Origin of the sequence: Ensifer adhaerens (genome assembly GCF_002940685.1) — a bacterium.
Taxonomy (GTDB): Bacteria; Pseudomonadota; Alphaproteobacteria; order Rhizobiales; family Rhizobiaceae; genus Ensifer; species Ensifer adhaerens_E.
This window is the reverse complement of the sequence record NZ_PNFP01000003.1, coordinates 484,311-497,027: the sequence shown is the minus strand read 5'-3', so window position 1 is coordinate 497,027 and position 12,717 is coordinate 484,311. Positions and strand designations below refer to the sequence as shown.

At 63.6% G+C, this 12,717-nt stretch carries 12 protein-coding genes and 1 pseudogene; 2 read left to right on the top strand and 11 right to left on the bottom strand.

Features of this window, described 5'->3' with window-relative positions; all coding sequences use genetic code 11:
• Positions 1 to 30: 30 nt before the first annotated feature.
• Positions 31 to 1,053, bottom strand: a complete 1,023-nt coding sequence (locus tag C1A35_RS08330; RefSeq protein WP_104663865.1) for a LacI family DNA-binding transcriptional regulator — start codon at positions 1,051 to 1,053, stop codon at positions 31 to 33.
• Positions 1,054 to 1,278: 225 nt separating this feature from the next.
• On the opposite strand from C1A35_RS08330, the pseudogene C1A35_RS36670 reads away from it, so the two are divergent.
• Positions 1,279 to 1,467, top strand: a pseudogene (locus C1A35_RS36670) (pyridoxal-5'-phosphate-dependent protein subunit beta); the annotation flags it as partial.
• A gap of 129 nt (positions 1,468 to 1,596) precedes the next feature.
• On the opposite strand, the gene C1A35_RS08320 reads toward C1A35_RS36670, so the two are convergent.
• The 7 genes from C1A35_RS08320 to C1A35_RS08290 form a co-directional block, all read right to left on the bottom strand.
• The gene (locus C1A35_RS08320; protein ID WP_104663864.1) at positions 1,597 to 2,283 is read right to left on the bottom strand and encodes an ABC transporter ATP-binding protein; all 687 of its coding nucleotides are present in this window, start codon (positions 2,281 to 2,283) and stop codon (positions 1,597 to 1,599) included.
• Positions 2,280 to 3,029 (bottom strand): ABC transporter ATP-binding protein, encoded by a 750-nt coding sequence (locus C1A35_RS08315; RefSeq protein ID WP_104663863.1) that lies wholly within the window; start codon positions 3,027 to 3,029, stop codon positions 2,280 to 2,282. The genes C1A35_RS08320 and C1A35_RS08315 overlap by 4 nt, the downstream gene beginning before the upstream one ends.
• Positions 3,022 to 3,993: a branched-chain amino acid ABC transporter permease gene (locus C1A35_RS08310; RefSeq protein ID WP_104663862.1), complete on the bottom strand. Its 972-nt coding sequence runs from the start codon at positions 3,991 to 3,993 to the stop codon at positions 3,022 to 3,024. Before C1A35_RS08310 ends, C1A35_RS08315 begins: the two co-directional genes overlap by 8 nt.
• 8 nt (positions 3,994 to 4,001) lie before the next feature.
• Positions 4,002 to 4,922: a branched-chain amino acid ABC transporter permease gene (locus C1A35_RS08305; protein WP_104663861.1), complete on the bottom strand. Its 921-nt coding sequence runs from the start codon at positions 4,920 to 4,922 to the stop codon at positions 4,002 to 4,004.
• Between the two features lie 89 nt (positions 4,923 to 5,011).
• Positions 5,012 to 6,151, bottom strand: a complete 1,140-nt coding sequence (locus C1A35_RS08300) for an ABC transporter substrate-binding protein (protein WP_104663860.1) — start codon at positions 6,149 to 6,151, stop codon at positions 5,012 to 5,014.
• A gap of 42 nt (positions 6,152 to 6,193) precedes the next feature.
• A complete protein-coding gene (kynA, locus tag C1A35_RS08295) occupies positions 6,194 to 7,030 on the bottom strand; it encodes a tryptophan 2,3-dioxygenase (RefSeq protein WP_104663859.1) in 837 nt (278 codons plus the stop codon).
• Positions 7,031 to 7,034: 4 nt separating this feature from the next.
• The gene (locus C1A35_RS08290) at positions 7,035 to 8,654 is read right to left on the bottom strand and encodes a benzoate-CoA ligase family protein (protein WP_104663858.1); all 1,620 of its coding nucleotides are present in this window, start codon (positions 8,652 to 8,654) and stop codon (positions 7,035 to 7,037) included.
• A 325-nt stretch (positions 8,655 to 8,979) separates the two neighbouring features.
• Here C1A35_RS08290 and C1A35_RS08285 point away from each other — a divergent pair, with 325 nt between their 5' ends.
• A complete protein-coding gene (locus C1A35_RS08285; RefSeq protein ID WP_104663857.1) occupies positions 8,980 to 9,810 on the top strand; it encodes an alpha/beta hydrolase in 831 nt (276 codons plus the stop codon).
• A 159-nt stretch (positions 9,811 to 9,969) separates the two neighbouring features.
• On the opposite strand, the gene C1A35_RS08280 is transcribed toward C1A35_RS08285, so the two are convergent.
• From C1A35_RS08280 to C1A35_RS08270, 3 genes are all read right to left on the bottom strand, one after another.
• Positions 9,970 to 10,218, bottom strand: coding sequence for a hypothetical protein (locus C1A35_RS08280; RefSeq protein ID WP_104663856.1), 249 nt, complete (start codon positions 10,216 to 10,218; stop codon positions 9,970 to 9,972).
• A 378-nt stretch (positions 10,219 to 10,596) separates the two neighbouring features.
• A complete protein-coding gene (locus tag C1A35_RS08275; protein ID WP_104663855.1) occupies positions 10,597 to 11,715 on the bottom strand; it encodes a RuBisCO large subunit C-terminal-like domain-containing protein in 1,119 nt (372 codons plus the stop codon).
• A complete protein-coding gene (locus C1A35_RS08270) occupies positions 11,715 to 12,716 on the bottom strand; it encodes a transketolase family protein (RefSeq protein ID WP_104663854.1) in 1,002 nt (333 codons plus the stop codon). Before C1A35_RS08270 ends, C1A35_RS08275 begins: the two co-directional genes overlap by 1 nt.
• Between the last annotated feature and the right edge of the window lies 1 nt (position 12,717).

Here is a 12,717-nt window from a genome sequence, read left to right as displayed (position 1 = left end):
CAATCCTCTGTTGGTTCTCCATTGCGTGATTTATCGTTTCGCAGGCGGAGCAACGGATTTCCGCACGACGATTTCGACTGGCAGCAGCTCTTCGGTGGCAAGCTGCTTGTCCTGCCAGTTTGTTTCGAGAAGCAAGGATAGGGCGCGCGCGCCGATCGTACGGACCGGCTGGCGAATGGCGGTCATGGGCGGGCCGAACAGGTGGAGCGGGCCGACATCGTCAAAGCCCAGCACCGAGACATCGTCCGGGATCGACACCCCCTGGTCGCGAAAGACCTCGATCATGCCGATGGCGATCTCGTCCGAGCTCGCAAAGATCGCCGTGGCGGGACGGTTCTCCGCGATGAAGCGCTTTGCCGCCTCTCGGCCGAAGCCAACGGTATAGTCCCCGGCATATTTCGAAACCCGGGAACCTTCACCGATAGCCTGCTGCAGACCACGCTCAAGCCCGTTGAGACGCCGGCGTGAGCTGATCATTTCCTCCGGGCCGCCGACGAACAGCACGTCTTTGTGCCCGAACTCGGCGAGGTGTTTGCCCGCGAGATAGCCGCCAAGCTCGTTGTCGCAGAACAGTTTCGGAGCGCGGGCGCCGGGAACATCTTCGTCGGCGATCACCACCTTGCCGGTGCGATTGATGAGCGTGGCCAACTGTCCGTCATCCGGGTGGTTGGTGATGAAGATGAGGCCATCGACGTGATTGCGTTCGATCAGCTGGAGATAGGCGACTTCACGGCCGGCCCTGTTCAGCGTGGCGTAGAGCGAAACGGCAAGGCCGCGGCTATCGGCTTCCTCTTCGACTGCGGCCACGAGGGTCGCGAAGAAGGGGTTGGCGATATCGGGAACAACGAGGCCGATCGTGTCGGAGCGGCCGCGGCTGAGGCGACGGGCGTGTGGATTGGGCTGATAGTTCAGGTCGTGGATCGCGTCCGAGATCCGCTTCTTCGTCTCGTGGGGGAGGTCAAGCGATCCGTTCAGAAGGCGCGAGACCGTCGTCACGGAAACACCGGCAGCGCGGGCTACATCCTTGAGGCTTGTGACGCGTCGTGTGGTCAACCTTGGCTCCGTCCCTGCCGTTGTAAAGCGATTTACTAAACCGCTTTACAATAAAAATTCGACTCTCAGGTTTTGTCAAGACGGCTTCTTCGGAGCAACGCGTCAGCGGCTGTCGCCCGAGCGTCGATGCTCAGTCGACAAGGCCGCCTACGACCGTTGCCGTGTTTTCGCAGTCGAGGATGAAGACGCCGCCCGGTTTCGGCAGCTCTTGCGGCAGGACAGATCGTGACGATCGAAACACGCCCGTCCTTCATCTGGAGCATCGGCGCGCCGTCGCTGGTGCCTCAATTGTGGCCGGTCGCGCGGGACCTGATCGACGGGGCGAGTGCCGTCAGTCCGGCGCAGGTGACCGAAGCCATGCGGCTTCTCTTCAGGAAATCGAAGGTCGTCGCCGAGGGGGCAGGGGCTGCCTCCCTTGCGACCGCAATCGCCCGACCGGATCTCAAGGGCAACATCGTTTGCGTCATCTCCGGCGGCAACATCGACGCGGCTGCCTATTCCACTGTGCTCGCCGGCGACATTCCCGCGGCCCGACCGGCGCGCTCAGACGCCGAGATAGCGGTCCTGAAGCTTAGGCGTCAGCCTTGCCGGCGCTCCCTCGAAGACGGTCGTGCCCTTTTCCAGCACGAAGCAGCGGTCAGCCACGGGCAGCAGTTCCGAAAGCGTCTTGTCGACGACGAGGATCGATTGCCCGGCTGCCTTCAGCGTGCGGATCGCCGACCAGATGTCCTGCCGGATGACCGGCGCCAGCCCCTCGGTTGCCTCGTCGAGAATGAGCAGGCTTGGGTTGGTCATCAGGGCGCGGCCGATCGCAAGCATCTGCTGCTCGCCGCCCGAAAGCGTGTTGGCATATTGGTCGCGGCGCTCGCCGAGGCGGGGAAAGAGCGCGATGACCTTCTCGAAGGTCCATTCGTTGCCGCGGGCGGTGGCGACGAGATTTTCCATGACAGTGAGATTGGGAAAGCAGCGGCGCCCCTCGGGCACGAGGCCGAGACCGAGCCTTGCAATCCGGTGCGGTCGCAAACCGGAAATCGCCTGGCCGGCGAAACTGATGGCGCCCGAGCGCGGACGCACGAGGCCGAGGATCGAGTTGATCGTCGTCGTCTTGCCCATGCCGTTGCGGCCCATGAGCGCGACCACTTCGCCCTCGCGCACGTCGAGACCGACGCCGAAAAGCGCCTGGGATGCGCCATAGAAGGTTTCGAGGCCTTTGATCTCAAGGAGGCTCATGCGGCTTCTCCCAGATAGGCCCGGCGGACTTCCGGGTTGCTGCGGATTTCATCAACCGTGCCTGACGCGATGATGCGGCCGTAGACGAGCACCGACACGCGATCGGCCAGCGCAAAGACCGCATCCATGTCATGCTCCACCAGGAGCATCGGCGCTTCCTGGCGCAAGCCGTCGAGGAACGCAGTCAGTCGCTTCGAGCCCTCCGGTCCCATGCCGGCCATCGGCTCGTCGAAGAGAAAGGCCTTTGGCGCGAGTGCCAGCGCGATGGCGATTTCGAGCTGCCGGCGCTCGCCGTGCGAGAGCTCCGCCGCCGGGACATGCGCACGCGCGGCAAGGTCGACGCGCTCCAGCATCACCATCGCCGGTTCGATCAGCTCCTTGTCGCCGGTTACCTGGCGGAAGAAACGAAAGCTGCTGCCCTGGCGCGCCTGCACCGCCAGCATGACGTTGCGAAGTGCTGTGAACTCCTGGGCGAGCGAGGAGATCTGGAAACTGCGGGCGAGGCCGGCCCTTGCGCGGGCGGCCATGTCGAGGCCGCCGATATCCTGGCCGAGGAAGCGGATCGTACCGCTATCGGCCTTGAGCGAGCCGGCGATCTGGTGGATCAGCGTGCTCTTTCCGGCCCCGTTCGGGCCGATCAGCGCATGGATCTGCCCCGGGCGAAGCTCGAGACTGACACCGTCGGTCGCCTTGAGCGCGCCGAAGGATTTGCGGAGATCGCGGATTTCTAGGACGGGCTCAGACATGGCGCGGCTTTCCGGAGAGGAGCCCCAGCAGGCCACCGCGGGCAAAGAGCACGATGCCGAGCAGGATGAGGCCGAGGAAGAACTGCCAGCGCTCGGTAATGCCGCCGAGCACATATTCGAAGAAGACGAAGATCATCGCGCCGGCGACGGGACCGAAAAGCCGCCCCTTGCCGCCGAGGATGATCAGCACGATCAGTTCGCCCGACATGTGCCAGGAGAGCATCGAGGGGCCGACGAAGCGATTGAGGTCGGCATAGAGCGCGCCGGCAAATCCGGTGATCATCGCCGAGACGGCAAAGGCGACGAGGCGGATGTTGAAGGGTGCGATGCCGACTGCGGCAAGGCGCGTCCCGTTCTGTCGCGCCGCCTGCAGCGCACTGCCGAAGCGCGACCCCTCGACGACGCGAAAGAGGAGAAGCGCCGCCATCAGTGCGGCGTAGCAGATCAGGAAATAGGGCAGGGGCTTGGCTGTGTTGACGCCCGGAAACGCGTTGCGCATCGACAGCGACAGGCCGTCTTCGCCACCATAGGCCGGCCAGGAGATCGCGAAATAGTAGATCATCTGGGCGAAGGCGAGGGTGATCATGATGAAATAGACGCCCGACGTGCGCAGGCTGATCGCGCCGATCGGCAGTGCGACGAGACCCGCGACCGCGACGGCTGTGATCCAGATGAGCGGCATCGATGTCGTCGCCGGAATGCCGGCGAACAGCGGCTCGGCATTGAACGCGTGGGTCGCGAGAATACCGGCGACATAGCCGCCGAGGCCGAAAAAGGCGGCATGCCCGAAAGAGAGCAGCCCACCAAGCCCGAGCGCCAGGTTGAGGCCGACGGCGGCGAGCGCAAGGACGGCGATACGTGTCGCGAGCGTCACATAGAAGGGTTCGCCCAGACTTGCGGCGAGCATCGGCGCGCCAAGAAGCAGAAGAGCAAGCACCAGGTTGATCGTGGTTTCGCGTGTCATCGATCGCCTCACGACTGCGCCGAGAACAGGCCGCTCGGCCTGAAGGCGAGGATGAGGGCCATGACGACATAGATCAGCATCGAGGCAAGGGCTGCGCCGATGGTGGTTGCTTGCGATGCGGGCATGGTGAGTGCCAGAAGCGATGGGAGCAGGAAACGGCCCATCGTGTCGACCACACCGACGATAACAGCGCCGACCAGCGCGCCCTTGATCGAGCCGATGCCGCCGATGACGATGACGACGAAGGCGAGGATGAGCACCGGCTCGCCCATGCCGACCTGCACCGATTGCAATGCGCCGACGAGCGCGCCGGCAAGACCCGCGAGGGCCGCCCCGAGCGCGAAGACAACCGTGTAGAGCGTGCCGATATCGACGCCGAGCGCTCCGATCATCTCGCGATCGGACTCGCCCGCCCGGATACGCATGCCGAGACGGGTCCGGGAGATCAGGAGATAGAGACCAACGGCCACGGCAACACCGACGCCGATGATCGCCAGGCGATAGAGTTGGTACTGGCCGCCGCCCGGCAGCGGCACCGCGCCCTGCAGCAAGGGCGGTATGTCGAGATAGAGCGGGAAGGAACCGAAGAGCCAGCGCGCGCCTTCGGACAGGATCAGGATCAGCGCGAAGGTGGCGAGCACCTGATCGAGGTGGTCACGATCATAGAGCCTGCGGATGACGGCGACCTCGATGATCGCACCGACGCCGGCGGCAGCCGCAAGACTGGCGATCAGGCCGATCCAGAAGGAGCCGGTTGCGGCAGCGACGGTCGCGCAGGCGAAGGCGCCGATCATGTAGAGCGAGCCGTGGGCAAGGTTGATGAGCCCCATGACGCCGAAGATCAGCGTCAGGCCGGCGGCCATGAGAAACAGCATCACACCGAGCTGCAGCCCGTTGAGCAGTTGTTCGATCAGGAGTGCGGTGAACAAGAGACCGGTCCAAGCTAGGTGTCAGAAGGCATGGATCATCACCCGGATGGCGGCATCAGGGCCGCGCACCCGGGCGAAAGCTGCACAAATTACATGCTGCACTTCTCTGCGTAGGCGTCCTTGTGATCTTCGAAGGCGGTGGCGATGATCTTGTTGGTCAGCACACCATCGGCTTCCTTCACCACTTCGCGAACATAGATGTTCTGGATCGGGTGGTTGTTGTTGTTGAAGACGAACTTGCCGCGCACCGACTGGAAGTCGGCCGCCTTCAGGGCTGCGCGGAACGCGTCCTTGTCCTTGACATCAGCCTTGGAAAGGGCGGCGAGGATCAGGTTTGCCGTATCCCAGCTCTGCGCAGCATAGATCGAGGGCAGGCGCTTGTATTCGGCCTTGAAGGCCTCGACGAACTTCTTGTTGGCCTCGTTGTCGAGGTCCTTCGACCAGGTCGCCGAGTTCTTGACGCCAAGGGCCGCATCGCCGATCGCCGGCAGCACGTCCTGGCTGAAGGAGAAGCCCGGGCCCGTGACCGGGATGTTCACGCCCGACTGGGCATACTGCTTCATGAAGGCGATGCCCATGCCGCCGGGCAGGAAGAAGTAGACGCTATCGGCGCCGGACGCGCGGATCTGGGCGATTTCGGCGGCATAGTCCGTCTGGCCGACCTGGGTGTAGATCTCGCCGGCGAGCGCGCCCTTGTAGTAGCGCTTGAAGCCGGTCAGCGCATCTTTTCCGGCCGGGTAGTTGGGGGCGAGGATGAAGGCGTTCTTGTAGTCCTTGTTGGCGTACTGCCCCATCGCCTCATGGAAATTGTCGTTCTGGTAGGCGACGTTGAAATAGTTCGGATTGCAGTTTGCACCGGCAAGCGCCGACGGACCGGCATTCGGCGAGAGATAGATGACGTCCTGCGCCACCGTGTTCGGCACGACGGCCATGGCGAGGTTCGACCAGATGATGCCCGTCATCAGGTCGACCTTGTCGCCCTGGATCATCTTCTCGGCGATCTGCACCGCAAGCTCCGGCTTCTGGGCATCGTCCTCGATCACCAGTTCGACGTCCTTGTTGTCCGACTGCTTGATTGCGAGCGTGAAGGCGTCGCGCATGTCGATGCCCAGCCCCGCGCCGCCGCCCGAGAGCGTGGTGATGACGCCGATCTTCACCGGCTCGGCATGGGCAAGGCTCGACGTTGCAAGCGAGAGGCCAAGAAGGCTCGCTGCCAGAATGCGGTTCATGCTGTTCTCCTCTTTGTTGGTTCCCTTTTGGGTTGTGTTCTATCAGAGACCCGTGCGCACGTGCCAGAGCTCGGGGAAAAGTTCCACTTCGAGCATCTTTTTCAGATAGGACGCGCCGGATGTGCCCCCGGTTCCGCGTTTCATGCCGATGATGCGCTCGACCGTCGTGACGTGGTTGAAGCGCCAGCGGCGAAAATAGTCCTCGAAATCGACCAGCTTCTCGGCGAGTTCGTAGAGCATCCAGTAGCGCTCGGGATCGCGGTAGACGGTCTGCCAGGCGGAAAAGACCTTGTCGCTTTCGACCCGCGTTTCGCGCCAGTCGGTGCGCTCGGCCTCCTCGCCGACGTCGAAGCCGTTGCGCGAAAGCAGCCGGATCGCCTCGTCGTAAAGCGACGGGGCGCCAAGAATTGCTTCCAGCTTCTCCAGGATATCCGGGCGGTGCGCATGCGGCCCGAGCATCGCGACGTTACGGTTGCCTGCCAGGAACTCGATCGCCCGGTATTGCCACGACTGGAAACCGGAGGATTGGCCGAGCGATTCGCGGAACGTGGTGTATTCGCTGGGGGTCATCGTGCGCAGCACGTCCCAGGCGCTGTTCAGCTGCTCGAAGATGCGCGCCACCCGCGTCAGCATCTTGAAGGCGGGCTCCAGGCGATCGTCGCGGATCGAACGCACCGCGGCGTTGATCTCATGCAGCGCGAGCTTCATCCAGAGCTCTGACGTCTGATGCTGGATGATGAACAACATCTCGTCATGGGCTTTGGAAAGCGGCTCCTGCGCGTCCAGCACTTTTTCCAGCATCAGGTAGTCGCTGTAGGACATGCGTCCCTTGAACGACATCTGGGCGCCTTCTTTGGAAGGGTCGTATGATTTGCTCATGTTTTCAGGTCTCCGACCGCAATCGGAACCGCTGGATCTTGCCCGTGGCTGTTTTCGGCAGGCTGTCCAGGAACTTTACCGATCGCGGATACTTGTAGGGCGCGATCGTCGCCTTCACGTGATCCTGCAGACGCTTGATCGTTGCGTCGTCCGCCGACACGCCAGATATCAGAACGACATAGGCTTCGACAATCTGGCCACGGTCCGCGTCGGGCGCACCGACGACGGCGCATTCGGCGACTTCCGGGTGGGAAATCAGCGCCGCTTCCACCTCAGGGCCGGCGATGTTGTAACCGGCGGTGATGATCATGTCGTCCGAACGGGCGGCGAAATGAAAGAAGCCGTCCTCGTCCTGGTAGAAGGCGTCGCCGGTGAGATTCCAGCCGTCACGGACATAGTCGCGCTGGCGGGCATCCGACATATAGCGGCAGCCGGTGGGCCCACGTACGGCAAGCTTGCCGATCGTGCCGCGGGGAACCTCCTGCATTTCGTCATTGACGATCCGGGCCTCGTAACCGCCGACCGGCTTGCCGGTCGAGGCGGCCTTGCGGTCCTCGAAACGGTTGGAAATGAAGATGTGCAGCATCTCGGTCGCGCCGATACCATCGAGGATCGGCTTGCCGGTTTTCGCCGTCCATTCCTCGAAGACCGGACCCGGTAGGGTTTCGCCGGCCGAAATCGCGACGCGGAGCGACGAGAGGTCGGCGCCGTTGTCCATCGCCTTCATCATCGCCCGGTAGGCGGTCGGGGCCGTAAACGAGATCGTCGCTCTGTATTTCTCGATGATCTCCACCATGTTGGCAGGCGTCGCGTGCTCAAGCAGCGTGGCCGCCGCGCCGAAGCGCAAGGGGAAAATCGCAAGGCCGCCGAGGCCGAAGGTGAAGGCGAGCGGCGGTGACCCGACGAAGACATCGTCGGGCGTGACGCCGAGCACCTCACGGGCATAACCATCGGCGATCGCCAGCAGATCGCGGTGAAAGTGCATCGTCGCCTTGGGGATCCCCGTCGTGCCCGAGGTGAAGCCGAGCAGCGCCACGTCGTCGCGACCGGTATGCACGGCCTCGAACACCACGGATTTGTCGAGTGCGATCCGGTCGAGTTCGGCGTCATGGTTCGCCGTCCCATCGAAGCTCACCACCTGCTTCAGGTAACGGCTGTCCTTGGCGCAGGCGATCATCTCTTCCATCAGACGGGTGTCGCAGAGCGCCAGACTGACTTCGGCCTTGTCGACGATCTTGGCGAGCTCACCGGATCTCAGCATCGGCATGGTGTTGACGACGACGGCGCCGGCCTTGGTGGCGGCCAGCCAGCAGGCAACCATGGCCGGATTGTTGGCCGAGCGGATCAGCACGCGATGCCCGGGCTTCACGCCGTAGTTCTCGACCAGCGCATGGGCGAGCCGGTTGGTCCAGTCGGAGAGTTCCTTGTAGGTCCGGCGGCGTCCATTGCCGATCAACGCGGTGTGGTCGCCGAAACCCTTGGCCACCATAGCGTCCGTTAGCTCGACGGCGGCGTTGAGATGATCTGGATAGTCGAAGCCTTCGAAAAGGAACTCCGGCCATTCTTCCGGCGGCGGCAGATGATCGCGGGTGAACGTATCGACGTGCGAAGTCGGTCCAAGCATATGGCGGCTGTTCCCTTGTTCAGTTCCTGCCTGTTGCCCAGGCATTTTTCAAAGCCGGATAAAAGTCTTGCCGTCGTGCGGATTCCTGGCGGGTGCGCACGCTGCCGCCATCGCATCGCTGCCGATGGGGCGGGCCGTCACAGCGACGGTTCCAGGGATCGAGACAGGCACAGCGAGACCTCCACTTCTCGGCTGAACATGGGGCAGCATCGCACCAGTCCAAAATTATTTCAAGCCTAAAGTTTTTTCGAAGGGCGGCATTGCGTTTCTTCCCGGAGCGGGCGATTTCTATGCTCGGGGAGACATCCAAGGGAGGAGTGCATCGATGCTGGAACACCGCGTTTCCGACTGGAACGACGCCTATGCCAACGGCGCGAACATTGCGCGCGGCGATCGGTGGCCGCAGGCATGGGTTGGGCCGTCGGAGACATTCCGCAACGCGCTTTCGGCTTCGGGGCTGGCGAAGCTTGATGTCGCCTACGGAGAACGGCCCAGAAACCGCATGGACCTGTTCTTCCCCGATGGTGCGCCCAAGGGCCTGGTCGTCTTCGTGCATGGCGGCTTTTGGCTGCAGCTCGACAAGAGCTTCTGGTCGCATCTCGCCGCCGGTGCCGTCGGCCACGGCTATGCCGTTGCCATGCCGTCCTACACGCTCTGCCCGGAGATCCGTATCGGCGGCATCGTCGAGGAGGTCGCCGCTGCCATCAGCGAGGCTTCGAAACTGGTCGACGGCCCGCTGATGCTGACCGGCCATTCGGCCGGCGGGCATCTCGCCAGCCGAATGATCACGGTGTCGGCGCCGCTTTCGTCCGACGTGCAGGCGCGGATCCGCAACGTCGTCTCGATCTCGGGCGTTCATGACCTGCGGCCGCTGATGTCGACCGCCATGAACGAGAAGCTCGCGATCGACGAGACCGAGGCGCTCTCGCAGAGTCCGGCGCTGCTTCGGCCGATGCAAAATGCCCGCATCACGTGCTGGGTCGGTGGCGGCGAACGCGCGGAATTCCTGCGCCAGAGCGCCCTGCTAGCCAATATCTGGACGGGACTTGGGGCAACCACCGCGGCCGTTATCGAACCGGACAAGCACCACTTCAGCGTCATCGACGGCCTTGCCGACGCCGGGCATCCGCTCACGCGAACACTGATCGCTGCGTGAGGAGCCGCCGCGAGCGCGCATTCCGCCGACGCCGGATCCAAGCTGGGGCAACGAGCCCCCGCTGGATGGCCTGAGCGCATCGAGCTACGACGTCGCGTTGGACCCAATCAAAGCCGCCTGTAGCGCGGTAAGCGGTTCATGGCAGGCGTGTCCAAGCCGTTACTTCTTGCCTCGAGTCCCTCGGCGGGCACCGTGACCGTAGTTCCGGAACTTGGCGAGTGAGCGCCTCAGTTTCGCAATGTTGCCCGTAACGTGCTCGATGATGAGCATGTGCTTCTGATCTTCCAGCGCGATAGCGGTCCCGCATCGTTCACATGGGAGCTCGGCGTTGGCCTTCACCAAAGCGGCCGGCGTTCCGTTTTCGTGGCCGCATTCGGGGCATGGGACATCGATTTCATCGTCAAACATGGCAGCGCTCTCGTTGAGAGCAGATAGCAGCACGGCCAAAGTCGGCGAGCAATGATTACACGCTTACTCAAATCGGGCTACAAGTGCTCCCTGAGCGAGCCCGCCGGAATTGCCGCGCCTAAACGATGGAGGCGTTCTTCGGTCCCGGCACAGCTCGACGCCGTCTTCGGTCAAGGTCTCTCTTGGCGAATATTGGCATTCCGATCGCTGCGAGCACCGGGATGGGCGCCGGAGGGCTGTCTGGTCCCAAGCCCGGCCGTCCGCTAGCAGAACCCGCGCGATCCTGGCCGACACCGGCACAGATGCACGCCGGCGACGCGCCTGCGGCCAAAGCGCGTCGTTGTCACAAGGCCGCCGCGGAGCTCCTGCGCGATATCTTCAGCGATAGACCGCCGCGACCAGACGGCGGCATGCCTCGACGAGGTTCGGCTGCTGAAGCAGGGCGCCGCCGATCAGATACATGACGTCGTTGCCATAGGCCTCGCGCATCTCGGGCACCCGCTCGAAGGTCATGCCGCCTCCGGGCGCCGCGACGATCGCCTTCGGCCCGCCCATGTCGACCGCACAGGCCTGGGCGATGGACAGGCATTCGTCGCGCGTGAAGCCGAAACGGCCGCCGAAGTTCGGATAGATCACGGCATCCGCACCCATCAGGCGATGCAGCGTGCCGAAGAAGGATCGGTGCGAGAAGCCGCAATCGGCCGAGACCACATTCGCGCCGGAGAAGGCCGGATGCGAAACGATCGGCAAGGTGAATCCCGGATCGGCTGCAAGCGTGCGCACCACATCGTAACCGGTGAGCGCCGGAGCCAGCATCACGGCGCCGGCGCCGGCGGCCTGCGCCTCTTTCGCCCGCTCGATGACAGCGCCTGCCGGCCCGGTGACATTCGGCACGAAGCCGGTGCTGCCGCCGGTTTTTGCGTTGGCTTCGCCGACGGCCTCGATGCAGGCCTTCAGCCTTTCGGCAAAAGGCGACGTCGCTTGATCGACGAGACCATGGTCGTCCTTGACGTAGTGCATGCCGCCAAGCGCAAAATCATGGGCGCGGCTGGCGAGTTCGGATGTGGAGAGCCCGACCGGCTTGATCGCCGACATCAGAAGGGGGCTTTCGCCCACCCCTGCGCGGGCGCGAAGCCCGGCAATGCCGTGCCGCGGCCCGGTGCAAAGCGCAAGGATACCCGGCGAAAGACCGATATCCTCGACCTTCAGGCCGGGCTTGATCGAGCTGTTGCCGAAGATGACGTTCAGGAGCTGCAGAAAGTCGCCGCCGACGTCATCGTCGGAATAGGAGATCGAGGCGAGAAAACCCGGCCGGCCGGCCGGGTCACGCTCCAGGGCCTCCAGTTTTCCGAGGATCTCGTCCTCGACGTAGCCCTTGGGAACGGCGTTTCGCGGGATTTCGACGGTCTGCTCCAGCGCAATGTCGAGCGCGCGCGCCTTTGCTTCCTCGGCGTCCGAAGCGCCGACGTAGTAGGTGACGGTGAAACGCGAAGCCACTAGAGCGCCTCCGCCTTCTGCGCCGAATGCACGTGGTCGATGCGGACCTCCGCCAATTCGTCCTCGCCGATCGCGAGCGTCTTGCCGACAAGTTCGCCGATGGCACCGACGAGCGCGCCGGCGTCGAGGCCATACTTCTTCATGAGGTAGGGTTTGGATGCGCCGTGGGCGAAGGTGTCATTGAGGCCGAGCCGCTTCAGCCGAATGCCGAGGCCCTCTTCAGCCAGGATTTCCGCAACAAGCGAGCCGAGGCCACCGACGACGGTGTGGTTTTCCAGCGTGACGACCCCCTTCTTGCCGCGCGCCGCCTTGATCAGGCCGTCGCGATCGAAGGGTTTCAGGGTCGAGGCGTGCAGATGGGTGATGCCGATGCCACGTGCCTGAAGCGGCTGGGTGGCGCGCAGCGCCTCCTCGGTGCAGACGCCGGAGGAAACGACAAGAATGTCGTCGCCCTCTGAGAGAACACGCAGCTTGTTGAATTCGAAAGGCGTCGAAAAGAGACGGGGAACCTCGCCGCGGAGCACGCGCACATAGACGGGCCCATCGATGCTGTCGGCCACTTCGAGCACGGATTCCACCTCGGTCGCGTCACCCGTCTCGAGGATCGTCATGTTCGGCACGGCGCGCAGAACGGCGATGTCCTCGATCGCCTGGTGGGTAATACCGCCGGGCGTGGTGATACCAGGCAGGAAACCCATCAGCCGCACCTTGCGATTGGAATAGGCGATGGAGTTGATGAGCTGGTCGTAGGGGCGGCGGTAGAGGAAGACCGAGAAGGTATGAATGAACGGTCGGTAGCCCTGCATCGCCAACCCGCCGGCAAAGGACAGCATGTTCTGCTCGGCCATGCCGAGCGAGAGGAACTGCTGCGGATGCCGGTCGCGAAAGCCGTCGACCTCGCAGGACGAGGTCAGATCGGCGGAAAGGCAGAGGACCTCAGGCCGCGCGGTGGCGAAGGTTTCGAACGCCTTGGCGTAGGGACGGTTGACGATCTCGACCATG

Bases quoted from the DNA above. Each gene is read 5' to 3' on its own strand.
- C1A35_RS08320 (WP_104663864.1), bottom strand. From the start codon at position 2,283: ATGAGCCTCCTTGAGATCAAAGGCCTCGAAACCTTCTATGGCGCATCC.
- C1A35_RS08315 (WP_104663863.1), bottom strand. From the start codon at position 3,029: ATGTCTGAGCCCGTCCTAGAAATCCGCGATCTCCGCAAATCCTTCGGC.
- C1A35_RS08310 (WP_104663862.1), bottom strand. From the start codon at position 3,993: ATGACACGCGAAACCACGATCAACCTGGTGCTTGCTCTTCTGCTTCTT.
- C1A35_RS08300 (WP_104663860.1), bottom strand. From the start codon at position 6,151: ATGAACCGCATTCTGGCAGCGAGCCTTCTTGGCCTCTCGCTTGCAACG.
- kynA (WP_104663859.1), bottom strand. From the start codon at position 7,030: ATGAGCAAATCATACGACCCTTCCAAAGAAGGCGCCCAGATGTCGTTC.
- C1A35_RS08290 (WP_104663858.1), bottom strand. From the start codon at position 8,654: ATGCTTGGACCGACTTCGCACGTCGATACGTTCACCCGCGATCATCTG.
- C1A35_RS08285 (WP_104663857.1), top strand. From the start codon at position 8,980: ATGCTGGAACACCGCGTTTCCGACTGGAACGACGCCTATGCCAACGGC.
- C1A35_RS08280 (WP_104663856.1), bottom strand. From the start codon at position 10,218: ATGTTTGACGATGAAATCGATGTCCCATGCCCCGAATGCGGCCACGAA.
- C1A35_RS08270 (WP_104663854.1), bottom strand. From the start codon at position 12,716: ATGGTCGAGATCGTCAACCGTCCCTACGCCAAGGCGTTCGAAACCTTC.